This window comes from Rossellomorea oryzaecorticis (assembly GCF_045897515.1).
Classification (GTDB): Bacteria; Bacillota; Bacilli; order Bacillales; family Bacillaceae_B; genus Rossellomorea; species Rossellomorea enclensis.
Window position 1 is genome coordinate 35,315 of sequence record NZ_JBJOSA010000007.1, and the last position, 21,821, is coordinate 57,135.

A 21,821-nucleotide genomic window follows, 5' to 3' on the forward strand; every position below is an offset into this window, starting at 1 on the left:
AAATGTTCCCGCTCCCTATTAAAAAATAGCCCCCTTACAAAAGGGGACTACTCTTCTCCATCTTATCTTGGTTCCAAATAAATCGGAATGAAAGAAAAACCATTTTTCTCCCTGATTTTATTAGCTTTTTCTAAATCCTGAGCCTCACTACTACTAATCACGCCAGATCGTTCTGATATACTGATATCTAGAATTTTCGATTTTTCATGGCCTTTAAGCTTACCTATAGCTATTCTTTTAATTGAAAGCTCTTTAGGAAATGTCTCCAGATATTGATCGACCTTCTTCTTTTCTTCTTTGGTCAGTGGTTCCAATGTATATCCGCTCTCAGCTAACAACTCCTCAATTTCAGATTGTTCATCATCTACTGTTTTTTGTATGACCTTTCCGGATTTATTTAGAGGTACAACGACAGCGTCCCCCACTTCAAGAACACAATCCTCTTGATTTTCAACAGGGGCAAACGTCATAATGTATTGGCCATTTTCCCCTTCCACTTCGCCTTTACTGAAAATTGGTTCCACCTTTTCTCCTTTTGATTTAATAAATACTCCTGATTTCTTTTCGTTGACAATATAACCATATTCTTTACTGATTTTCCTTGCATTGAGATATTGTCGTTCCAGTTTACTCATCACTCTATATTCTTTTCCATTTACATCTTCCAAGGTCCCTGTGTCAGACCCACTGACGACAACCCTTGTTTCAAGCTTTGAAAATTCTACCTTGTTTACGGTGTAGGTTTCCCTTTTATAAGTGAAAGTTTGATTGAGCCTAACTGTTTTTCTCTCGGATACTGCAGCTGGCTTGATCTTGAACTCTACCGGCCATATTGTGTCCACACTGTCCTGACCATTATCGTTCCAAATTGTTAATTGATCAATTTCCAAGCGGATGTCTTTCCCCTCATAATCCTTTAATGATTCGAACGATAGGGCCGTTGCCACTTTGTTTTCTTTTTTATCATAATATCTGCTTCCCCAACCTACATTTTTTAATTTCCTTTTTTCATTTCCAACCATCAAATTGATTGAGCTTGCCCCTTCAAATAGATCGATATAATAATCCTTTAAATCGGTTGTTTTACTTTGATAAGTAAGGAGAAGCTTTGTTTCTTTATCATCCGTCAATAACCGTTCGAAATGGACGGTGATGTCATGCCTCTCATCGGTATATGATTGATCAAGTATTTGCCCATCCCCTGATAGTACAGCATTTCTCACACCTGAATCATCGATATGGTTACTTGAGAAAAGTTTGTCATATACCTCTTGAATAGCCGCTATCACGGGTGTGAATGTTAACGTTGATGCAATTAATAAAAGTGCCGCTGCAATAATCGAAAGTCTTTTATAAAGGGACTTTTTGCGCATGGGTGAACGTTCTGTACTGCGTTTATTCTCCTCTGGAGCGGCAGGTCTCTTATCATTGTTTTCCACTTTAGCTTTCTTGACGCCTAATCTGGCTCTACTATGTATTTCATCAGGAATTTCAATTTTTTCCAATTCATTTCTAATATGGTTATGGTTACTCATACATATCAACCCTCCTAACCTGTTTTCGAAGTTTTGCCAGCGCCCGATATAAAACAGACTTCACTGTGCCCAAGGGGGTTTCCTCGATTTCTGCAATCTCCTTCAAGGTATACCCATGGTAAAATTTCCAGAGTATAATATTTTTTTCACTTTCATTTAATGTTTCAATCAAATCATGCAAGGATAATGAGAGAGGAATATCATTGTCCTCAGAATGTATAGGAGAAGCGTATTCCGGGTTCAGATGAATGATCTTCTTTCTATTTCTGAGCATATCAGTAGCGCAGGTTATCGAGATCTTGATTAACCACGTTTTAAAATATTCAGGATTCTTTAATGTGCCAATCTTTTTGAATGATCGATACGCTGTTTCTTGAACGACATCAAGGGCATCTTCCTGATTTTTCACGTATACATAAGCCATTCGATAGATATCTTTTTCGTACTCTTGAAACATTGTCAAAAAAGCCTCTTCGTCGCCTTCTTGAGCTTTGTGAACTAATTCAATAATGGAACTCACCTTCTTTTCCTTTTCCTTTGTTTATTACTATGTATTAGACGGACACGTTAAGGATTTGGCTTCAATAATTTAAAATACCACAATAAAAAACAAGAGGAATTGCCCCCTTGCTTCTTTGATTCATGATTTGTAATTTAATTAATGGGGGTACCGGAGATCGTTCTCATCTTACTTTTTGTATTACAAGAACAATAGAACGCGTCCCCCTGCTCTATGCATTCACTTTTCATCCCCCATAACACTCCTAGCCGCATAATACCCACTAAGAGCAGAAGACAACGTCCCCGGCCCCGGAAAGACCTGTTCGCCCGCAATATACAGCTGCGGCAGTGGAGACCGGACACTTTTCGGTTTGGTGATGGCATTTCGAACGGTCAGCGGGAAGCCACCGACGGCCCTTTTTCCGATATAGCGCTCATAGGTCAGGGGCGTGCCCGCTTCTGCAAACAGCAGGTTCTCTTTTACCGGGATGACCTTCCCGATTTCTGCGAGAATCTCTTCTGTCACCTGCTCCTTGATCCGCTTGTACTCATCTTCTGGATATTCCGACCAGCTCTCTAATTCAGTATGCAGCGAGACCGTCATCATCACTTCCCCTTCAACCCGTTCACCTTTTCGGTCAACAGAATGATTGAAGGTGACATAGACAGGTCCATGGGTGTTTGCCCTGAGAGTGTGAGAATCCAGACTCGGAACGATTTGATAAGCGAAAGGGAGTGTCTTTTCCTTTAACTTCCCGCTCAACCCTTCACTAGACAAAATGGCATCGACCCGAAAGGCTCCCCAGGAAAACTCGTCCCCACTCTCATAGCTCGTTCCCTCCCCGAAGGAGATGCCTGAATTGTTGATCACAAAGTCGAAGGAAGACGTACATTTGCGACTGGCCACATTCCATTGTTTCCGGCTTTCTTCATAGACAAGGCTTTCAACCGGAGACACTTTCATGATCCCGCCGCCGAGCTCTTTAATGCGATGTGCCAGTGCTTTTCCCAGCTGGCCCATACCATTTTCGATAAAAAAACTGCCTCTGCGGTAAATCGTCAGAGCCAGACTTGATGGAAGCAATGCTGCCTCCCTGACATCCGTCTGCACCGCATCAAGAAGCTGGGCGTTCAGCAGCTGGCGCAGTGGTTCATACGAGTCAAGCTGATACTTCCTCATGAGATCTTCCACTGTATACAGCGCATATCGTGCCAAGCGGGCCATCGATATTGGATGCCGTACAGCGTGACGGGGCAGGCTTCCCAGGTCATATCGTTTTCTGACGGGTAAAGAAACCCTGCTTTCTGTCACAGCCAGGACATCATCACTTATTCGTTGAAGAGCCTCCCAGAACCTGACCACATCCCCGCTCCTCGGAAGAAATGCTTCCTTCAGCTCCTGTGCCCACAACGCTGGCCTTTTCACGATTGAAACCTTTCCTTCCGGCAAAATGACATCCATGGGGTGAAGCAGTTCTTCTGCGGGCAGATCGATATCCAGCTCGTTCAACACGGTCCTCAACAAGCCCTTTTCCTCCAAGCCAAACGCAATCGTCGCGCCTGTTGGAAACTTCCGGCCGTTCCGAATATACCACCCTGCTGAACCTCCAACAGTCGTCGCCTTCTCAAGGACCGTCACCTTATACCCTTCCTTCGCCAAATAGGCAGCCGCCGTCAATCCGCCCACACCCGCACCAATAATACAAACCGACTTAGACAAGGGATCACCTCCGCTCCTTGCTTCCCGCAAGCAATGTTCGTTGTTAGTTGCCATTAGTATACCCTTAATAGACCTGGGATGATAAAAATGGAGGTGCTGCGATGTGCTAAAACCAGAGGTAAAACCAAAGGGACAGGTACTCCGGTCTTTTATCAAAATTGAAAAAAACCAGGGTGCCTGTCCCCTGGCTTTCCTGGCTTCTTTACCCTCACCCGCTCCCTCAGCAAATCTTTCGGCAAACCGGATTACACTACTCTCCCACCCTACTACACCGTCATCTTCCAACTGGATCCTGCCAGCCAGTTTTCTTTCTCTTTATAGTCCGGCACAATTTTTCCAACAAGACGCCAGAAAGACCGGTCATGATTGAGATGCACCATATGGCACATTTCATGGACGACTACATAATCGACCACTTCCCGGGGAGCCATGGCCAGCTTCCAGTTGAAGGTCAGCTGTCTTTTGGCGTCACAGGTCCCCCACGTTTTGGTGCTGTCTGTAATTCGGAAGCTATGCGGCTTAGTTTTAAAATGATGCTGGTGTGAAGAAATACTTTTCTCTACTAACGTTTTGCACTGTTGATAATAAAAGCGTTTCAAAGCTTGTTTGATTCGTTCATCCTCCAGCTGTTTGACATAGACATGGATGGTCGTTTCATCAAACAGGACATGATCCTGCGGGCTGGATGGATCGTGATGGACTTCTATAGGAAAGACCTTGCCTAAATACAGAAACTGCTCACCCTGATCATAGACCTTTTCCTGGGGCCCATTCAGCCGGTCCTTCCTTTCTTTCGAATTCCTCAGGATCACATCCCATTTATCCTCTACTAATTGAATGATAGACTCGTCCGGCGTGCCTTTCGGGGCATGTACCTCGACATTTCCATAATGATCAAGATAAATACCAATGGATTTTCGATTTTTGTACTTAATATCAAGATATATCGTCTCACCTGAAAAAGTATGGTTCATGATTTATCCCCTGTATCTGATCGTTAATCCTTTTAAGAAATTCCTGGCATATCGGTCACCACAAATTTGGTAATTCTTATGGCCTTCCCTCCGTAAAATGGCGCTCATTTCGCCTTTGGTGACCTTCACACCCGCATCTTCCAGGATGTCGATCATATCTTCACTTGTCAAAGAGAGCGCAATTTTCACTTTCTTGAGGAGAAGGTTATTTACGTGTTCATACGTGATTGCCGGCCGTTCCGGCTGTCCCGGCTTAGGTTCCTGTTTGCCTCTTTTAAATGTAATGAATCCATTTAAAAACGACTCGAACATTTCATCATCACATGGTATATGATTTTCCTGATGATCATCCTCGTCCACTGATTTGGTCAGGACCTTCATCACCTCTTCTTTAGACAAATCCATGCCGCCTAGCTTGAAAATCTCCACCATCTCTGTATTTTTTATATCCAAAGCATATCGTAAACGAATCAATATATCGTTGTTATCTATATTCATGGGTTGACCTCCTGTTAATTATCTTGATACTGAATCACTAGCTTACCACTTTAGAGGCTTTGTTAAAATAGTATTAATTTGAGGGACATGCTATATCTATGCTTATCAACCTTTCAACAGTTGAACAATTTCCTTCGTTTTTTCCAGGTGAATCTCTTCGATCGGACTATGATTTTTTCGCACAGCTGTACCAAAATGATAATAGCCTGTATTTACTGTTGAATGAACAGAACAAATATTGCTTGCATTTAGTCCACTTCCAACCAAAATTGAAATATGCCCAGATACGGTTTTCATTTCCTGTATGGTTTGCAAGCGACTGGAAAATTCACCATTACCGCCAGAAGTTAAGATCGTTGTTATTTCTTTGTATTGGGCTAATGTTTTTGCTGCCTGAACGGGATTGTTTGTAGAATCAATTGCCCGATGAAATGTAACTTCCAATCCACTGCATTCGGTCAATAACTCTTCAAGCATAGGTTGGTTTACTTCATGATTCTCATTCAGCACTCCTAGTACTACACCATTCGCACCTAATGAGCGGATGATGTTTATATCATTTTTCATGATTAAAAAGTCGTCATAAGAGTAACAAAATGATTGACTATGCGGCCTTACCATCACATTGACCGGAATGCTTACACGGTTAACTACTGCTTCGATTAAAGAGTGACTAGGAGTTAAACCGCCCTCTGTCAAAGCGGATACCAGCTCAATCCGATCTGCCCCGGATTGTTCAATTAAAATAGCATCTTCTAACGTTGTCGCAATAAATTCTATGTACATCGTATCAACCTTTCTTATGCTGCCTGTCACATATACGTTTAAGGCGTTGCTTCTTATTGGAATAGTTTCTCTTCGCTAATGAGGCTGCCGCCATAACTTTTTAAGCACTATTTAGTCTAAACTTCCGGCAGGCAAACAGAATCTAGAATTGCAATTGTATGAGCATATACATTTATGCAAATGGAAGCAAGAGAACCGTCCCTATATTGCATTTTGTCCCCAACGACTTTCATGCCTATACCCTTAAGAAGCAATAAACATAATAAAATGTAGGTCAGTCATAAACATTAAACATTTCTTGGATGCGAGAAAAAATATACTTCATAATTGTTTGTTAATGTGGAAAACTACATCATAATATTGGAGGTTAGAAAATGCTTAATATTCGTTTGATTTTACTCATCTTAATTTTCACTTCAGTCGTTAGCATCGAAAAAGTTGCTTTAGCAGAGGACGTAAAAGTAAATCCTCAATCTTTTCATTACAAAATTGATTACAAAGAACTATATCAGTTTTTAGGAATAAGTAAGGAAGAGTATAATAGTGAATGGAAAAAAGGAAAAACAATAACTGAAATCGCTAAATCCAATGCAATTGCCCCAACGGAATTAATTACTTTTTTTGGTGAGCTGCAATTTACTGCTCTAAATGAAGCATTAACAAAAAGAGCAATTAACAAAGACTTTTACTATAACTATGCAATATCTCATATGGAAGAAGATATTATGCAAGTTATTAATCAAAACCCTAATAGACGAAGATCAGATAAAAAGGTTATGTACAATCATGATAGTATTAAGGTTGATGAACTTATTCAAAAGGTTGACTTTAATGTCCTTCTCCCTAATAAACTGCTTATTGATAATTATACGTTGGAGATTAAAACATATCCTGAGTGGGAAAATGATACCTTTACAAAGGTCAGACTACATTATATGGATAATGAGGATAATTCATTGTTGCTTGGGATTGAACAAAGAAAAATTTCGGATGATTATTCAGGGGATTCATTCCAAGGTAGTGAAGAAACCGTTAATATTAATGGACACAAAGGTTATTTCAAGACATTCTCAAATGCTGCTGGCGGCATACTTACTTGGAAGCAGGAGGGTACCTTGGTAGAAATGGATAGCAATCTTTTTAACAAAAAAGAAATGATAGAAATTGCTAACTCAATGAAAGTTGTTAAGTAAGATTCTTTGCAACCAAAATCAGAATGGCACTCAAGAGCCCTCATTCATCAACAGGGGATTTTGATCAAAGGATTAACGCTTTATTGGTGAAATTAATGGATTACTAGAGCAGGATAACGGAATAACTCACTTTGGTATACAGCAAACTAAAGAGAGATGAAATATGAAAAGAATTAAATTTATCCTGATCTTAATGATGATGGTTATTGTTCCGGAAACTCAAGTAATCACTATTTGGTCTAAACTTCTGGCAGGCAAACAGATCCTAGACTAGCGAAAAAATTTATTTTGTGTGAGCGATATACCCCTTCCAAATTTATGAAAGAGGAAGCAAGAGAGCCGTCCCCTTGCTTCCATCCCTCTCTAGCCCAATCAAAAAAGAGCAGATCCATCAGCTTGCCAACAATTAATTAATCCTTACCAAATTGGATATTCATTTCTTCCAGCAGTTGATAGAATGATACGTCACTCATGGAGTTCAGCCTATGTTTCACAGTTGGAAATTCAAGTTCCCGGGTCGTCTGATTAGGGACAATGATACATGTTAAACCGGCCTCCACAGCAGCCGATGCCCCATTTGCAGAATCTTCAAAGGCAATGCACTCTGAAGGCGATACATTCAAGTCTTCTGCTGCAAGCTTATATAAAGCAGGATCCGGCTTAACAAATTCTACGTCATCTGCCGTTCTGATTGTTTCAAAATAATCGATCAGATCAAGGTTTGTTAAGTGTTCCGTGACCCACTTTCTATTTGAGCTTGATGCCAGTCCAATCTTTAGCCCTTCGGATTTAGCGCCCTTCAAGTATTCAAGGACCCCAGGCCGTGCCTCGAGCACGCGGACCCGTTCTGAAAATTTCTGCTGGTTTTTGGCTTTCAACAGCTCACGGTCTACCTTCACCGAGGTAAGTTCCCTTTCTAATAGATCAAAGACAGTGAATGTGCTTTTTGTACCGATATGTTCAATCCAATCGGCATAAGGAAATTCAAGACCATGGTCATTGAACATTTCTTGAAATATTTCCACATGAAGGGTTTCCGTATCTAGGATCAGTCCGTCAAAATCAAAAATAACTGCTTTATACATTCCCTTCACCCTCTTTTATTAGTCTTGGTCTATAATATGTTCCAAACTCAATTTCACCCGTTCCGCAATTAAATAGTATTTGGAATAATGGACGGGAGTATCCTTTTCCCCGAAGATCACTTTATCCACCGATACGAGTAAATTTAAGCTATTTACCTTTAAATGTCTTTGCACTTCTTCATCAGGATGAATAAACTCCAAGTTCTTATTTACTCTTTTAAACTTTACTCCATAATCATCATGGATGATGGCGAAGGTTGAACTTTCGGGCGTAATTTTATCTTCGATGCCAGGATAAAGGTCTGTAGGCAAATAGGCAAAGTCCAGGCTTAGCTCCTGGTCATTGCGATACACTTTTCTTACCAGTTCAATATATTCGTCGTATCGCTTCTCAAAAACCCTGTCTAAATCCTCGTTTCTATTCACTTTCCGGATAGAAATGATATCTTTCGTGATAGTATCATTATCGGTTGTCAGCCCTTCAGAAAAACCTTGCAAATCCAACAAATGAATTTCTTTTCGCTGAGCGCTTACAAATGTTCCTTTACCTCTGACAATTTTCAGCGTACCTTCATCCACTAATTCCTTGATGGCACGTCTGATGGATATCCGGCTGGCATTAAACAAATCCCCCAGCTCTTTTTCAGTAGGGATTTTATCTCCTTCTTTTAATCCATTGTTATCAATATATTGTTTAAGGCCAGTCATGATTTCTTCATATAAATAATGCTGCAGATTGTCTTTTTCCATTGTCAACGCCTCAATATCTCAATTTTACAATAATTATACATGAACCACGGTTGAAATAAAATGAATTACATTTTTGCAGGGTAGCCAAATCCTCCATATACTTGACATGTGTTTTCAGCTGAGACTGTCCCTTTTTCAATTGCCTTTTCGATGTCGTTACTCTTCACATATTCGGTTAGAAAGCCGGCAATCAAGCTGTCCCCTGCCCCCATTGTATCGACCACTTCTATGCTGCGTAATGTTTGTTTGTAGATGGTTTGATTATGAACAAATACCGCAGGCTCCCCTCCCCGTGTCAACCCGATTATTTCAAAGCCAAACGGTGCAAGACTTTCAACAAAATCATCCAGTTCTGTTTGTGATAGTTCTGCAGCCGAGAAGAAAGCATAAGATACATACGGAGCAATAGAGGAGATATAGTCCAGATCTTTTCGATTTGAGAAATCGTACGATATCTTAATCTCTTTCGAAATCTTAAGCAGTTCACTTTCCATGGAAGAATAGCAGCTTACATGGCATAGGTCGAATTGTTTAAGGTAGTCCACTTCTTCCGGTATAAGCTGGATTTTAAAGCGATGTTGGACAGTGTCTTTAGGTCCGCCGACAAATACCCTGTCGTTCTCTTCTGTAAGCGCCACTTTCGGCTGGCCGGTAATGCCTATAGCCTCCCGTGAGAATCGAAAGTCTACCCCTTCTTCCTGCAGTGCTGCCTTTATATGATCAGCAGGTCCATCTGTAGCAAAAATACCAATATAAGCAACCGTGCTTGCGCCATTGCGTTTTGCATTTACAGCGACATTCACACAATTCCCGCCCGGAAAATATTCGTTACGATCCAAATAGCAGTCTACAACATTGTCACCAATTGTAATCAGTTTCATAGGTTTCTACCCTTTCACCGAGCCTTCTGATAAGCCTCGCACTAAGTATTTTTGCAGCACAATCAACAATATAACCATCGGTACTGATGCAATCACCATTCCAGATAATAAGACACCCCAATCGGTTCTTAAGGCATCCCTGAAAACCATCAAACCGGATGGGATCGTTTTCAATTCACTGGAATTGATAAAAACCGTCGCAAATAAAAACTCATTCCATGCATAGAAGGCGTTTATAATGACGGAAGTAATGACGATCGGGATGGACAAAGGCAAGTAAATCCTCCAATAGATCCCAAACTCGCTGCATCCATCAATCAAAGCAGATTCTGATAGTTCTTTTGGAACAGTAATGAAAAAAGCGCGGATGAGGATAATCGTAAGAGGAAGCCGGTAAGCCACATACGTTAGTATTAATGCCCATCTCGTATCAATTAAGTTAAAGAATGTTAGAATCTCAAACAAAGGAATGAGAGCAACCTCCGGATTCATCATCAAACCACCAATGATGAATAGAAGAGCCGCATCAATCCAGCGATTCCGGTACCGGGCCAGGACAAAGGCAGCCATCGTACCTGACATCACCGTAAGGAGGATTGAGAAACCAGTAACATATGCACTATTCAGGAAATAGTTTTGAATCCCTTTTTCCCACGCCAATGCGTAATTTTCAACGTGCCATTCACTCGGTAGTGCCCAAACATTTGTATAAATTTCCTGATAACTTTTAAAAGAAGAGATAAACATCCAAAAAAGCGGGTATAGGATCATCAAGGCGAAAATTAATAATCCAAGAAAAACGATGTTTCTGGATATACGTGTTTTGAGCGGCATATAGTTTCTTTGGGCAGCAGGTAAAACTGTTTTTTCAGTTGCAAGATTTTCAAGTTTCATCTTCAATCCTCCTTCCCTGTTTTAGACAATTTGATCTGGACTAATGCAAAGATCGCCGACAACAAAAACATCAGTGTAGCGATTGAGGAAGCATACCCCATATTGTCCTTAAAGAATCCATTTTGATACATATGGACGGCTAGTGTCATCGAACTGTTACCAGGTCCGCCATTGGTTAAAATATAGGGTTCATTAAAGACCAGGATGGAACCAGTGACCGTAATCAGCAGATTGACAAACATGGTTTCCTTTACTTGAGGAAGTGTAATATGAAAGAACTGACGGATTTTCCCGGCACCATCTATGTGGGAGGCTTCATACAATTCAGCAGGGATTTTTTGAATAGCGACAATGAACAGCATCGTGATTAAGCCGATACTCTGCCATTGTGACATGGCAATGACACTGTAAATCGCGGTCGTCGAGTTGCCAAGCCAGGGTTTAGCAAGATCACCGAGTCCGATTAATTCCAGAAAGCTGTTTAACAAACCAATCTGAGGATTATATACAAAACCAAACAACAGAGCGATGACCGAAATGGAGATCATGACAGGAATAAAATAAATGACCCTCAGTGCTGGAGCGACTCTGCGAAACAATTTATCTTCCAAAATACTTGCAAGTATCAAGGCAAAGAATATCTGAAAGATCACCGATATCGCTCCATATTTCAAATTGTTCAAGAATGCGGTACCAATCACTTCATCGCGGAACAATTCTTTTATATTACTTAAACCCACAAACTCTTTTGAATCTGAAAACACATTGAAATCAAAGAAGCTGTTATAAAAGTTTTGAATGAGTGGTATGTAAATGAAAATACCTAAAAATAGGACGGTTGGCAGAAGGAATAATATTGGCGTAATTGACAGTTTTTTAGCATTCATGTGTGTCACCCACTTTCACGATAATGAGAAAGCCCCGACACCCGAATGTCAGGGCCCTCCTTTTTACTCACTCATTTTCGCTGCTTCTGTTTGAACCTCTTTCATAATATCTTTTGGCGTTTTTTGTTTCGTTGCGAGTTCCTGACCGCCGCGCATGAAGATATCCGCAATCGTAATATCAACCGCATTATCAAACCATGGAGCTGTATTGGATGCATCTAACACAATTTGATACGCTTCATAGCTGGTAGGACTCGTATTCTCTTCCGTGACGCCATTTTTCACGGCATTTAATTGGCCGTCTGCTTTCGTGAATTCCTGAGCTGTTTCCTCAGAAGTTAAGAATTTCAGGAATTCAACCGCTTCTTCAGGAGCATCTTTGCTGAGCATCCAGCCTTCAGGGGCACCGGTCAGGGAATCCGCCCGACCTTCTCCATCCGTTACTTCAGGGAAGTTGAAGAAACCAATTTCTACATCCCCAATCTCTTGTACCAACCCTACTTCAGCAAACTGCATATAAAGAACCGGCACTTCTCCTGCGGCAAACATATTTCGTGCAGCTTCATGATCTATGGCGGTAGAGACTTCTCCCATATAACCCGTCAGCTCTTGGAACATTTCCAACCCTTTAATATATCCTTCATCTGTATAAGTGGAAGCACTTTCCAGTTTATAGTCTGCCTCGCGGACTTCAGGATCCACTACGCGGTCAAAGATTGTCCCCATATAGTGGGAAATAGCCCAGGCATTTGTTAATCCTTCGACAAGAGGAGTTTCATAGCCAGCCGACTTTAATTGATCCAATGCTTTAAGCATCTCATCGTAAGTCTTTGGAACCTCAATATTATTTTTTTCAAAGATTTCTTTGTTGTAGAAGAAGGCTTTTCCATCTACTGTGAAAGGAATACCATATGTTTTATCATCGAATGTAAATCCTTGATACTGGGATTCAAGGATATTCCCGCTCCATTCTTGATCTTCACTAATGATATCATCTAGTTCTTTTATCCTGCCAGAGCTGACTAGATTTTCAGCAAAAGAGTCTGACCAAGAAGAGAAAATATCAGGGAGGCCGTCATTTGATACTAAAACTCTAACTTTTTCTTTATAAGAGTCATTTAAAACTGAATCGACATTGATGGTGACACCAGGATGCGATTCTTCAAACTCTTTAATTTTCTCATCATAGAATGATTTTCTGGGCTCATTTGGCCAACGGTGAAAGAAATCAATAACGACCTCCCCTTCTTTAGATGCGGAACTTGAGTCAGATGAGTTACACCCTGCCAGAAGACTGGCAGCGGTAAAGCCTGCCAGAAGAAAGCTGAACATTTTTTTCAATATAATCCCCTCATCCATACCGTTATTTTTTTAATAGATTTTACACCAAGTGAATGACAATTAATACTCCATTTTCCACATGTATCTTCTAACAGACAGTGGGTGACCTGTATGTTCTGCCAAACCATCTGCATACAGGCGCATGACAGGACCTGCCAGGGCTGGACCAAAATACTCTTTCAAATCATCATCCACACCGCTGTAATCGAATTTGCTGACGTCCACCACTTCTACTTTCTCACTGTATTTTGTGACGAAATCCAGCGCACGCTGATCTAAAGGCTTACTTGGACCCTCACCGACAATCAGCAGGAATGGAACATCATAATCCGTGATTTCAAACGGGCCGTGGAAGTATTCACCTGAATGAATCGCATTTGAATTGATCCATAACATTTCCATCAGCAGACAGCTGGTGAATGAGTATGCATGGTGGTAATAAGCGCCGCTTGCCATCGTATAAATGGTTTTCTCTCTCTTATTCCGCTTACCGAATTCAAAAGCCGCCTCTTTATGCTTCTCCTGATTCGATTCAATTAATCCTTCAAGATTGCTTAACTGATCAATTCCTCTATCATACTTTTCGTCACCTGTAAGGGTTTTCAACAATTTGAAAATAAATGTGTAATAAATACCGATTTCTCCGTCAATGGCATTTGATCCATCTTTGTAATTGTAGTGAAGGACGTATTCTGCTTCTTTGCAAAGCGGGGATTCAGTATCCATAGAGATGGCAACAGTGAGAGCACCTATATTTCTGGCATATGTAGCTGCTTTCACTGTTTCCGGTGTTGTTCCAGAGTGAGAACGCAAGATAACCAGACTGTTTTCATTTAACCCTTTAGGTTCGGAATGGACAAATTCGTTAGAAGTATAAACGAAGCTTGGTTTTCCAGTATCTTTCGTGACGAAGTAGTCACCAAACGATAAAGAAGCCATTGATCCGCCGCAAGCTACGAAAAATACATTTTGAATATTTTTCTTCTCAATTGCGCTAATGGCGTTTTGGATCTGATTAACATGCTCTTGTTTCATTCCCTCCTTTCCATTATTTTTAATTGCTGATTGAGATAATGATTGTGTCATGAAAAGCACCTCCGAGATTTTATGATGTTATGTGACATCATATTGATAATTATAATACGTCATATAACGTTATATGTAAACAGTTTATTTATAATTTTCATACTATTTTTAATATACAAATTACGACAGACTCTGCAGTAGTCTTTCAAAGCAGCACATGAGATAGCACAATTTTAATGGCATTAAAAAGACGTGCTTCTTTTGTTTTAAAAGAAGCACGTCTCTTTTCCTTTTCTCTACCTGGCTTTTATGGAGCAGCTTACCTTACTTTTTATCTGGGCTTAGTACTACGGAGAATACTTTCATAAAAGTTCGCCCCTGGAAATCTCCACCCCTTATCTACAGTCATTTTGGGTTGGATCAATTTCATTGGTTACAGTTGGCTTTTCCCCTGCTCCACACGGAACATGCTAGTTTCCCAGCATCCTGCGCTCTATCCGAAGCAAGAAAACCGTCCCCATGGTCCAAACCCCAAACCAATTCCCCCATTAACCCTCTCCCTCCTCCATCCACGTCAACCCCTCCATGATCACCGCCCCCCCTCTTTATGTAACAAGAACATCTCCCGCATCAACCGCAGCCTTCGTCAAAAACACACCCATCCTCTCCCCACCTTTCATAAAAATTGACCCTTCCAACCAGGACAAGTTACCTATTCCCGCGACTACCGGACAATGAACCTGTCCCCACTCCCCTTAAAGCTCAGCTGAGTGACGAGGAGGACGAATTCCGCTTTACTTAGTAAAAAAAAGCGCCAGATACGTTCCCGCGCTTCAATAAAATAAAAAAAAGCAGAGGCCTTATTAAGCTTCTGCTTGTCAATTTTCCACTATTCATCTTTAACTAAATATAGATTGATTATTATTAACTAATTCATTAGAGGGGCCGGATTCAACTCTTCATCTCTTTGTAAAGACCTTCTAAAAAGCCACTCCCTAATTTCCCTCTAAATGCTGCTTCTCACCAGCCAAAAGCATCTCCAAATGTCTAACGGTCGGGGTGAGATTAACTAGAAAATACGATTCTCTTAACCTTCTTGATGGATCACTTTTTTGAATGTAGGCAGCACTTCCGCTATGAATCATATTGGCATGTACTGCTTTAGAGGTCAGATAGACAACCTCTAAACGGATACGAATGAGCTCTTCCCACACAATTGAAAAATCCGTCGTCATGCTTGCGAGCTTATAGGTCTTCTCGCGTAATCCTTCCAACTCCTGCTCTAGTTCTTCTGCTTGCACTGGCAGGTATTGATTCGAGCCGCCTTGTTTGGATTTTACTTTATTTATCGAATGAATTGCAGCTTCTGTAACACCCAAGCCTAATGGAATTTGATAGAATATAAATGCCGGACGCACTTGTTTGATAAAGGAATCGGCATCTTCAGCTATTAACCAGTTATCCGGGATAAAGACATCTTTGAATTGACAGGCAAACGTTGCACTTCCGTTCAGACCTAAATAATCAATTTTTTCCTTCAGGTTTAAACCATCCACATCACATGGGATACAAGCCATGATTCGTTGATCATCGTCCACTTCAGCCACAATTCCAAACCAATGTGTATCACCCAGATTCGAAACAGATGGCAGTGTTCCAGACACAGAATAACCACCTTCAGTTCGCGTTGCATTCAGGTGCAGCTTCTCCATTCCACCGTAAAATTTCATTGGGTTTGATAACCCTGTCCCACCGAGAAGATCACCTTTTTCGAGCTTCGGTAAAATTTCTTCCTTCAAGTAGGCATTCGTACTATGACGTAAGTAAGTCATCGATGTTAACTGGCACCACAAATTAAATGCCGTTGTCATACACACCTTAGCCGTTTCTTCAACAAGTGCGATTTCCCGTTGTAATACGTGATTGACAGGTAAGTCCCGGGATTGATAAAATCCAGCTTTTCCTAATTCAAGCAAGTATTCTTTCGCATAATAAGCTTCACAATCTATTTGTCTGACAAACGGCTTTAATTGTTCTTGTATGATGGCTTCCAACTTATCATTTTGACTAAATTCTTTTGATATCATAGTACTCTACCTCTCTTAAATTATTGCTTTCTAACGGCGGGCCGGGGACTCTGGCCTCATTATGTAAGGAAATATAATGATGAGGAGAAAAACATGTGGAATAAGAAACAAAACAAGGAGTCAGGCACCCAGTATGCGTACAATCGGGGCTTGAGGCACATGTGCCTCAAGCCTCACTTGCACTCTTATCACTTAGGCATTGTCAATTTCAGTAATGGAGTCTAAAGGCGTATTAACTGCTTCACGCGCTCTTTTTACTGCATCTTCATCAGGAGCATCATAGAAGCATAAGCACTTAGACATATCTTCACATACATATGTCCTTGAGAAGGATACCTCAGGAACCTCTGCATAGTGAACAGAATTTTTCTTCTTACGATCTAGATAGGCATCCATCGTCAAGTTCTCCGGCAAGTTCCATTGAACCAGATAATTAACCTTATCAGCTTGTTTCTTTACGTCATCCAGCTCTTTACCCACTAACCTTACTTCTTTCACTAATTCCACAGTCAGATCTAAGTCTGAAAGAGAATCAGATACCGCCTCTTGACTTTCTCCTTCAAAAATGAAAAATGTTCTTGAAAGATCCTTCGAAACTTGCACCTCTACAAGGTTAACTTCCTTTTTTTCAACTGCTGAATTGATTTCCTCGACTTTGCTTTCAAAAGCAGATTTATTTGAAACCCCGTTTACTGTTGACTCAACTAAAAATAAAGCCATTTGCTCCACTCCTTTAAAAATTAGATTTACTCTATAGATTATTTTATTATACTCAGTTGCAAAAAACAACCAACTAACATTTTTATATTTATGATATATTTATGTTAAAATAATGCTACGCGCAAAAGGAGGACCCTTAATTGAAAACAACCTACAATTTACCGTGTAATATTGCACAAACATTAAACATAATTGGAGACCGGTGGACACTATTAATTGCACATGAAATCCTAAAAGGAAATGTGCAATTCACTGATATCAAAAAATCCTTGGAAGGAATCTCATCAAATATCTTGTCTGATCGTATAAAATACTTAGAGAAATGCGGCCTTGTCACCTCAGTGTTGTACTCTGAACACCCGCCACGCTATCAATACCAACTAACGGATAGCGGAAAGGATTTAGAACCCATCTTTAACGCCATACTGTTATGGGGACGTGACCATTTACAAAAATGCTATAAAAAGATCATTCACTCCGAGTGTCAGCATGAAGTGACAATCGCCTATTACTGCCCACATTGCGAGACCAACGTTGACAATCTTTCGGTGGTTGAAGTGAACGAAGAAAAAGTAAGTTCCTGACACTTAATGTGTTAGGGACTATTTTCTTTTCAAGGCAGTTTCATTAGATGGAGACAACGCCCAGATTCCTACTTCGACGGCGTTACTCCACCCCACTGTTTCTGAATCCATTTTTCAAAAGCGGTAATTGCTTTATCTAATAATAATCCGCATAAACCAATAAAAATGATACCGGCTAGAACCAGATCTAATCGAAGTAAATTCCTCGCATCAACAATCAAGTAACCCAGGCCTGATTGTGCACCAACCATTTCACCGGAAACCAAAAAGATCCAAGCCGTGCCCAGAGCAATGTGCAGTCCGTTGGCGATGTATGGAAATGTTGCCGGGAAAATGATTTTTGTCATCAATTGGGGTTGCTTTATCTCCAAATTCTCTGCAACTTTCAAATAGGTTTTATCCACTTTTTTCACAGCTGAAACTGTTGAAAGCAACACGGGATAAAATGCTGCAATGAAAATAATTACGATGGCCGGGGCGTTTCCGATACCAAACCATAACACAATAAATGGAGACCACGCGATTGGCGCAACCGGACGTAATACTTGTACGATTGGATCGATGATATTCCATACTCTTTCCATGCGTCCAAGCAATAACCCTAAAACAATTGCCGTAACGACTGCTAACAAATAGCCTGTTGCAAAACGAAAGAGGCTGACCTGCAGGTGTACGAACAATGTTCCATCTGCGATCAATGAAATAATTCCATTTAAAACCATAAGTGGTGTCGGAAATAAATTTTCATTAACATCGGTTACTACAATCACCATCTGCCAAAGAGCGATAAGGATGGCAAAACCTATTAAGATATTTAATAACTTCTTTACCGCGTTATTCATGTCATCACATCGCTTTATTAATAAAAGAATTATCCACGAAATCTTCATACGTTGGTGGATTTTCAGAAAGACCCATTTCCTTGATGTAATTTCTCAACTCTGTATAGGAATCTTCATTAATTTTTAAGTCATCATACGAAATCCACTCAAGTGACTGTTCAAGCACCTTATCATCTACATCTAAATAATCCTTAATAATCGTATTCGTTTCCTCATGACCTTCTTCTGCTTCCATCCCTGCCGCTACATAGGAGTCTATGAACTCTTGTGCTGCTTCCGGTTCATCTTCAAGAAATTCACCTCGCATAACAAGGGCACAGTCGATTGCATTTTGCCAAAGGTCATCCTCTTGATAAAGAACTTTTCCATTTCCATTCACCACGGATTGAGCTCCGAACGGCTCTGCTACAACATATCCGGCAATCCTTCCTTCTGAAAGTGCAGCTGGCATTTCAGCGGGTGGCATCTCAACGGCATTTACATAATCATAAGAAAAACCTGCTTGTTTCAAAGCTTGGTAGAGTAAAATATTATGTGTCGAAAACTTATGTGGTATTGCAAATGTCTTCCCCTTAAGGTCTGATACACTTTCTATATCATTTGCTACTACAAGCGCGTTACCATCACGATGCCCAAGAGCAACTGCTTTCAAGTCAATTCCTTGTTCCTTTGCCCGCATCGCAACGGTTACTAAGGCAGATGCCCCATCAATACTACCCGTATTTAATGCGTCCATCAGATCCGGCCAAGATCCAAACTTTACGAGTTCTAATTCAAAGTCATCGAAGCCTTCTTCAGCAAGTGCCTCTTCAACATATAATGGAACTGCGTGAGTGATAGGCAAATAGCCTATTCTAATCTTTGTTTTTCCTTCTTCACCACTAGAACTGTCCTGCCCGCCACAGCCTGTCAACAGCAGTGCCAAAATTAATCCAAACGCAAGTAATTTGCTCCATTTTCCTTTACTTTTCATCATGAATACCTCCCCATCCTTTGTCGGTTAAATATGATAACTAATAGTATTACTTCCTCCACTAAACTGAAACTCTTCAAAAATCCGCTTACGATAATATTGGAAATTACCATGACTTCGATCACGAGGCTTTGACATCTCAATCTTAATTTCACGATGAACTTCACCAGGATTTTTACTCATTATAAATATGCGGTCTGACAAATAAATAGCCTCGTCAATATCATGTGTAACAAGGACAAAAGTAGCGTTGCTGCTTTCTTGAATCTTTAGTAATTCATCCTGTAAATAATAGCGGTTAAAAGCATCCAATGCAGCAAGTGGTTCATCCATCAAAATAATTTCCGGCTCAGTTATCAAAGCGCGGGCAATTGCCACACGTTGCTGCATCCCGCCCGACATCTCATGAGGGAATTGCTGCCCCTTGTTCTCTAAACCTACTAACTTTAAATAGTTCAAAACACGGTCTTTACGTTCAGCAGAAGAAAGTTTTTGCCCCTCTAAACCTAGTTCAACGTTTTTAAACACTGTTCTCCATGGCAGTAAACCATAATTTTGAAACAGCATCATACAATTTTTGCTTGGCTTTTTCACTTCATTTCCATCTATATGGACCTTGCCGGCAGTGGCCTTCTCAAATCCACCGATAATATTGAGCAAAGTACTTTTCCCACAGCCACTCTCACCTAAGATGGAGACAAATTCATTCCTATTCACATGTAAAGAAACATTATTCAACACTTGTTCACTACTGCCATTAAAGGATTTACTAACATTATCTATTTGAACGAGCTTATCATCTGCCATGCATTGACACCCCACCCTATCTTATAAAATCTTTATGCATTAAATATGTATGATTATAAGACCCTTAATTCCGATATACTTACTTTGTATTGTTGTAGGTAAGTTTATTATACTTTGTTAAAAAATTCAACCTAGTTTTTTACCACCGGATGATTTTTTCGCCCAAATTCCTAAAAAATCAGAATACTAAACCATATGAGCCGAGGGGCCAGGCGCAGGAGCTGGATGCAGAAACCATCCTTTTTATCCACAACCCAGGATTATTATATTCTTAACATTAAAAAAGCCTCTATTGCATACTTAGTGCAAATAGAGGCTTTATATTATACTTCTGTTCAACTATATATATTACTTTTACTTACTCGATCACAACACCGTAAGCTGGGCGAAAAAATATATCCTTCAATGTACTCTTTGTCCTGATTTACTTTCGCAAGCTTGGTTTAAAAAATTCTGTAGACAAATTAATTAATTTTCAAAACAAGTTTACCATTTCCTATACTTTTTTCTAGCTGTTCAAAGCCCTGTGATACTTTCTGGAGCGGCAGTGTTTCACCAATAATCGGACGAAGTGTACCACTTGTCAGCATGGCAATTACCCCCTGAATGCTTTGTTCATATTCTTCTTTTGGTGCGTTCCAAAGAGCTGTTGCTAAAATATCACATTCCTTTTCCATTGCAAAACGCGGATTTATTTCTATTGAACCGCGATTTCCAACGATTACAATTTTACCAATTGGTGCAATTAGCTTTAAATCTGTTTCTAAATTCTTATTTGCTAAAAACTCGATAATTACATCCGGTCCTTTTTCATCCATTAATGCTAGCACATCATCAATGGTTTCTTCTGTCACATGATCAATGACAAAATCTGCACCAGCTTGCTGAACCATTTTTTTACCTTCTGGTTTACTCGCTGTCCCAATTACTTTAGCTCCATGAGATTTAGCCATTTGCACAACTTGTAATCCAACCCCGCCACTGGCACCATGAATAAACACGGTTTGACCAGGTTTAAGACAGGCACGTTGAAATAGGACACGGTATGCAGTTAATGCAGGTACCCCCAGTGCTGCACCTTGTTCAAAAGATACATGATCTGGTAACGGATGAACCAAAGTTGCATCACATACTATTTTTTGTGCAAATGTACCTGTACTATTACTTCTCATTAAAGACGCAATAAATACACGATCACCAATTCGAACATTTGTGACTTCTTCTCCGATCGACTCCACAATTCCTGCACCGTCTAAGCCTGGGGTATAGGGCAATTGAGGTGTACAAAACGAATATGTACCAGATAATGTGTAAGTATCGCTCGGATTGATTCCCGCCGCAAATAAACGAACACATACCTCTCTCTTTCCTGCTACTACATCCTCAACATCTGTAAAAACTAATTTCTCAGGTCCACCAAATTGTGTAACTTGAATTGCTTTCATGTTCCCAGCCTCCTTGTGATTAATAAATATTGAAAGTTAGAATTTGAAGTAATATTAAAGTATAAAATATTATCCTCTCAAATGCGGACATATTAATTCATTACTTCTACTTTAAAAAAGTCCCCACCTCATAAACAATTTGCTTCTATATGAATAAATTAACTTAATATTACCACTTTTCTTTTTTCTTTGTGAAAGGTCTTCTTTCTAATTTCTTTAAATAAACTGCCTCATTCTCATAACCTCGGAACATATTAATTACGGGGTTTATTTTCCCCTTGTAAATGAAGAA

General features: G+C 40.2%; 21 protein-coding genes. 2 read left to right on the forward strand and 19 right to left on the reverse strand.

Annotation, left to right across the window (positions count from 1 at the left end; translation table 11 throughout):
• Positions 1–62: 62 nt before the first annotated feature.
• The 6 genes from ACKA06_RS10390 to ACKA06_RS10415 form a co-directional block, all read right to left on the reverse strand.
• Positions 63–1,535, reverse strand: coding sequence for a DUF4179 domain-containing protein (locus tag ACKA06_RS10390; RefSeq protein WP_032085990.1), 1,473 nt, complete (start codon positions 1,533–1,535; stop codon positions 63–65).
• The gene (locus ACKA06_RS10395; RefSeq protein ID WP_081940990.1) at positions 1,528–1,992 is read right to left on the reverse strand and encodes a sigma-70 family RNA polymerase sigma factor; all 465 of its coding nucleotides are present in this window, start codon (positions 1,990–1,992) and stop codon (positions 1,528–1,530) included. The genes ACKA06_RS10390 and ACKA06_RS10395 overlap by 8 nt, the downstream gene beginning before the upstream one ends.
• A 282-nt stretch (positions 1,993–2,274) precedes the next feature.
• Positions 2,275–3,756: a phytoene desaturase family protein gene (locus ACKA06_RS10400; protein WP_411159569.1), complete on the reverse strand. Its 1,482-nt coding sequence runs from the start codon at positions 3,754–3,756 to the stop codon at positions 2,275–2,277.
• A gap of 266 nt (positions 3,757–4,022) precedes the next feature.
• Positions 4,023–4,730 (reverse strand): M48 family metallopeptidase, encoded by a 708-nt coding sequence (locus ACKA06_RS10405; RefSeq protein ID WP_411159570.1) that lies wholly within the window; start codon positions 4,728–4,730, stop codon positions 4,023–4,025.
• Between the two features lie 3 nt (positions 4,731–4,733).
• Positions 4,734–5,228 carry a YehS family protein gene (locus ACKA06_RS10410; protein WP_176716073.1) on the reverse strand — a complete coding sequence of 165 codons (495 nt, stop codon included), beginning with the start codon at positions 5,226–5,228 and terminating at the stop codon, positions 4,734–4,736.
• Positions 5,229–5,333: 105 nt separating this feature from the next.
• Positions 5,334–6,014, reverse strand: coding sequence for a copper homeostasis protein CutC (locus ACKA06_RS10415; RefSeq protein ID WP_411159571.1), 681 nt, complete (start codon positions 6,012–6,014; stop codon positions 5,334–5,336).
• Positions 6,015–6,388: 374 nt separating this feature from the next.
• Here ACKA06_RS10415 and ACKA06_RS10420 point away from each other — a divergent pair, with 374 nt between their 5' ends.
• Positions 6,389–7,207, forward strand: a complete 819-nt coding sequence (locus ACKA06_RS10420) for a hypothetical protein (protein WP_052011301.1) — start codon at positions 6,389–6,391, stop codon at positions 7,205–7,207.
• A 410-nt stretch (positions 7,208–7,617) separates the two neighbouring features.
• On the opposite strand, the gene ACKA06_RS10425 is transcribed toward ACKA06_RS10420, so the two are convergent.
• From ACKA06_RS10425 to ACKA06_RS10465, 9 genes are all read right to left on the reverse strand, one after another.
• Entirely contained in the window at positions 7,618–8,292 is a 675-nt protein-coding gene (locus ACKA06_RS10425; RefSeq protein ID WP_411159572.1) for an HAD family hydrolase, read from the reverse strand.
• An 18-nt stretch (positions 8,293–8,310) separates the two neighbouring features.
• On the reverse strand, positions 8,311–9,042 hold the full coding sequence (locus ACKA06_RS10430) for a GntR family transcriptional regulator (RefSeq protein ID WP_214873364.1): 732 nt from the start codon (positions 9,040–9,042) through the stop codon (positions 8,311–8,313).
• Between the two features lie 65 nt (positions 9,043–9,107).
• Entirely contained in the window at positions 9,108–9,923 is an 816-nt protein-coding gene (locus ACKA06_RS10435; RefSeq protein ID WP_032085972.1) for a PfkB family carbohydrate kinase, read from the reverse strand.
• A gap of 6 nt (positions 9,924–9,929) precedes the next feature.
• Positions 9,930–10,817 (reverse strand): carbohydrate ABC transporter permease, encoded by an 888-nt coding sequence (locus ACKA06_RS10440; RefSeq protein WP_032085971.1) that lies wholly within the window; start codon positions 10,815–10,817, stop codon positions 9,930–9,932.
• A 2-nt stretch (positions 10,818–10,819) separates the two neighbouring features.
• Positions 10,820–11,704 (reverse strand): carbohydrate ABC transporter permease, encoded by an 885-nt coding sequence (locus ACKA06_RS10445; RefSeq protein WP_032085970.1) that lies wholly within the window; start codon positions 11,702–11,704, stop codon positions 10,820–10,822.
• A gap of 63 nt (positions 11,705–11,767) precedes the next feature.
• Positions 11,768–13,036: an ABC transporter substrate-binding protein gene (locus ACKA06_RS10450; protein ID WP_214874171.1), complete on the reverse strand. Its 1,269-nt coding sequence runs from the start codon at positions 13,034–13,036 to the stop codon at positions 11,768–11,770.
• 69 nt (positions 13,037–13,105) lie between these two features.
• Entirely contained in the window at positions 13,106–14,131 is a 1,026-nt protein-coding gene (locus ACKA06_RS10455) for an SIS domain-containing protein (RefSeq protein WP_411159573.1), read from the reverse strand.
• Positions 14,132–15,066: 935 nt separating this feature from the next.
• On the reverse strand, positions 15,067–16,158 hold the full coding sequence (locus ACKA06_RS10460) for an acyl-CoA dehydrogenase (protein WP_411159574.1): 1,092 nt from the start codon (positions 16,156–16,158) through the stop codon (positions 15,067–15,069).
• A gap of 192 nt (positions 16,159–16,350) precedes the next feature.
• The gene (locus ACKA06_RS10465; RefSeq protein ID WP_175989556.1) at positions 16,351–16,878 is read right to left on the reverse strand and encodes a DUF4242 domain-containing protein; all 528 of its coding nucleotides are present in this window, start codon (positions 16,876–16,878) and stop codon (positions 16,351–16,353) included.
• Positions 16,879–17,018: 140 nt separating this feature from the next.
• On the opposite strand from ACKA06_RS10465, the gene ACKA06_RS10470 reads away from it, so the two are divergent.
• Positions 17,019–17,462, forward strand: coding sequence for a winged helix-turn-helix transcriptional regulator (locus ACKA06_RS10470; protein ID WP_175989557.1), 444 nt, complete (start codon positions 17,019–17,021; stop codon positions 17,460–17,462).
• 68 nt (positions 17,463–17,530) lie between these two features.
• On the opposite strand, the gene ACKA06_RS10475 is transcribed toward ACKA06_RS10470, so the two are convergent.
• From ACKA06_RS10475 to ACKA06_RS10490, 4 genes are all read right to left on the reverse strand, one after another.
• Entirely contained in the window at positions 17,531–18,304 is a 774-nt protein-coding gene (locus ACKA06_RS10475) for an ABC transporter permease (protein WP_175989558.1), read from the reverse strand.
• A gap of 4 nt (positions 18,305–18,308) precedes the next feature.
• A complete protein-coding gene (locus tag ACKA06_RS10480) occupies positions 18,309–19,277 on the reverse strand; it encodes an ABC transporter substrate-binding protein (RefSeq protein WP_411159575.1) in 969 nt (322 codons plus the stop codon).
• Between the two features lie 27 nt (positions 19,278–19,304).
• Complete coding sequence (locus tag ACKA06_RS10485; RefSeq protein WP_175989559.1) at positions 19,305–20,084, reverse strand: ABC transporter ATP-binding protein; 780 nt, start codon at positions 20,082–20,084, stop codon at positions 19,305–19,307.
• Between the two features lie 464 nt (positions 20,085–20,548).
• A complete protein-coding gene (locus tag ACKA06_RS10490; protein WP_411159576.1) occupies positions 20,549–21,529 on the reverse strand; it encodes an NADPH:quinone reductase in 981 nt (326 codons plus the stop codon).
• Positions 21,530–21,821 lie beyond the last annotated feature (292 nt).

What these genes read in the sequence shown, in the direction of transcription:
- ACKA06_RS10390 (WP_032085990.1), bottom strand. Translation starts at nt 1,535, where the DNA reads ATGAGTAACCATAACCATATTAGAAATGAATTGGAAAAAATTGAAATT.
- ACKA06_RS10395 (WP_081940990.1), bottom strand. Translation starts at nt 1,992, where the DNA reads ATGTTTCAAGAGTACGAAAAAGATATCTATCGAATGGCTTATGTATAC.
- ACKA06_RS10405 (WP_411159570.1), bottom strand. Translation starts at nt 4,730, where the DNA reads ATGAACCATACTTTTTCAGGTGAGACGATATATCTTGATATTAAGTAC.
- ACKA06_RS10410 (WP_176716073.1), bottom strand. Translation starts at nt 5,228, where the DNA reads ATGAATATAGATAACAACGATATATTGATTCGTTTACGATATGCTTTG.
- ACKA06_RS10415 (WP_411159571.1), bottom strand. Translation starts at nt 6,014, where the DNA reads ATGTACATAGAATTTATTGCGACAACGTTAGAAGATGCTATTTTAATT.
- ACKA06_RS10420 (WP_052011301.1), top strand. Translation starts at nt 6,389, where the DNA reads ATGCTTAATATTCGTTTGATTTTACTCATCTTAATTTTCACTTCAGTC.
- ACKA06_RS10425 (WP_411159572.1), bottom strand. Translation starts at nt 8,292, where the DNA reads ATGTATAAAGCAGTTATTTTTGATTTTGACGGACTGATCCTAGATACG.
- ACKA06_RS10430 (WP_214873364.1), bottom strand. Translation starts at nt 9,042, where the DNA reads ATGGAAAAAGACAATCTGCAGCATTATTTATATGAAGAAATCATGACT.
- ACKA06_RS10435 (WP_032085972.1), bottom strand. Translation starts at nt 9,923, where the DNA reads ATGAAACTGATTACAATTGGTGACAATGTTGTAGACTGCTATTTGGAT.
- ACKA06_RS10440 (WP_032085971.1), bottom strand. Translation starts at nt 10,817, where the DNA reads ATGAAACTTGAAAATCTTGCAACTGAAAAAACAGTTTTACCTGCTGCC.
- ACKA06_RS10445 (WP_032085970.1), bottom strand. Translation starts at nt 11,704, where the DNA reads ATGAATGCTAAAAAACTGTCAATTACGCCAATATTATTCCTTCTGCCA.
- ACKA06_RS10450 (WP_214874171.1), bottom strand. Translation starts at nt 13,036, where the DNA reads ATGTTCAGCTTTCTTCTGGCAGGCTTTACCGCTGCCAGTCTTCTGGCA.
- ACKA06_RS10455 (WP_411159573.1), bottom strand. Translation starts at nt 14,131, where the DNA reads ATGACACAATCATTATCTCAATCAGCAATTAAAAATAATGGAAAGGAG.
- ACKA06_RS10460 (WP_411159574.1), bottom strand. Translation starts at nt 16,158, where the DNA reads ATGATATCAAAAGAATTTAGTCAAAATGATAAGTTGGAAGCCATCATA.
- ACKA06_RS10465 (WP_175989556.1), bottom strand. Translation starts at nt 16,878, where the DNA reads ATGGCTTTATTTTTAGTTGAGTCAACAGTAAACGGGGTTTCAAATAAA.
- ACKA06_RS10475 (WP_175989558.1), bottom strand. Translation starts at nt 18,304, where the DNA reads ATGAATAACGCGGTAAAGAAGTTATTAAATATCTTAATAGGTTTTGCC.
- ACKA06_RS10480 (WP_411159575.1), bottom strand. Translation starts at nt 19,277, where the DNA reads ATGAAAAGTAAAGGAAAATGGAGCAAATTACTTGCGTTTGGATTAATT.
- ACKA06_RS10485 (WP_175989559.1), bottom strand. Translation starts at nt 20,084, where the DNA reads ATGGCAGATGATAAGCTCGTTCAAATAGATAATGTTAGTAAATCCTTT.
- ACKA06_RS10490 (WP_411159576.1), bottom strand. Translation starts at nt 21,529, where the DNA reads ATGAAAGCAATTCAAGTTACACAATTTGGTGGACCTGAGAAATTAGTT.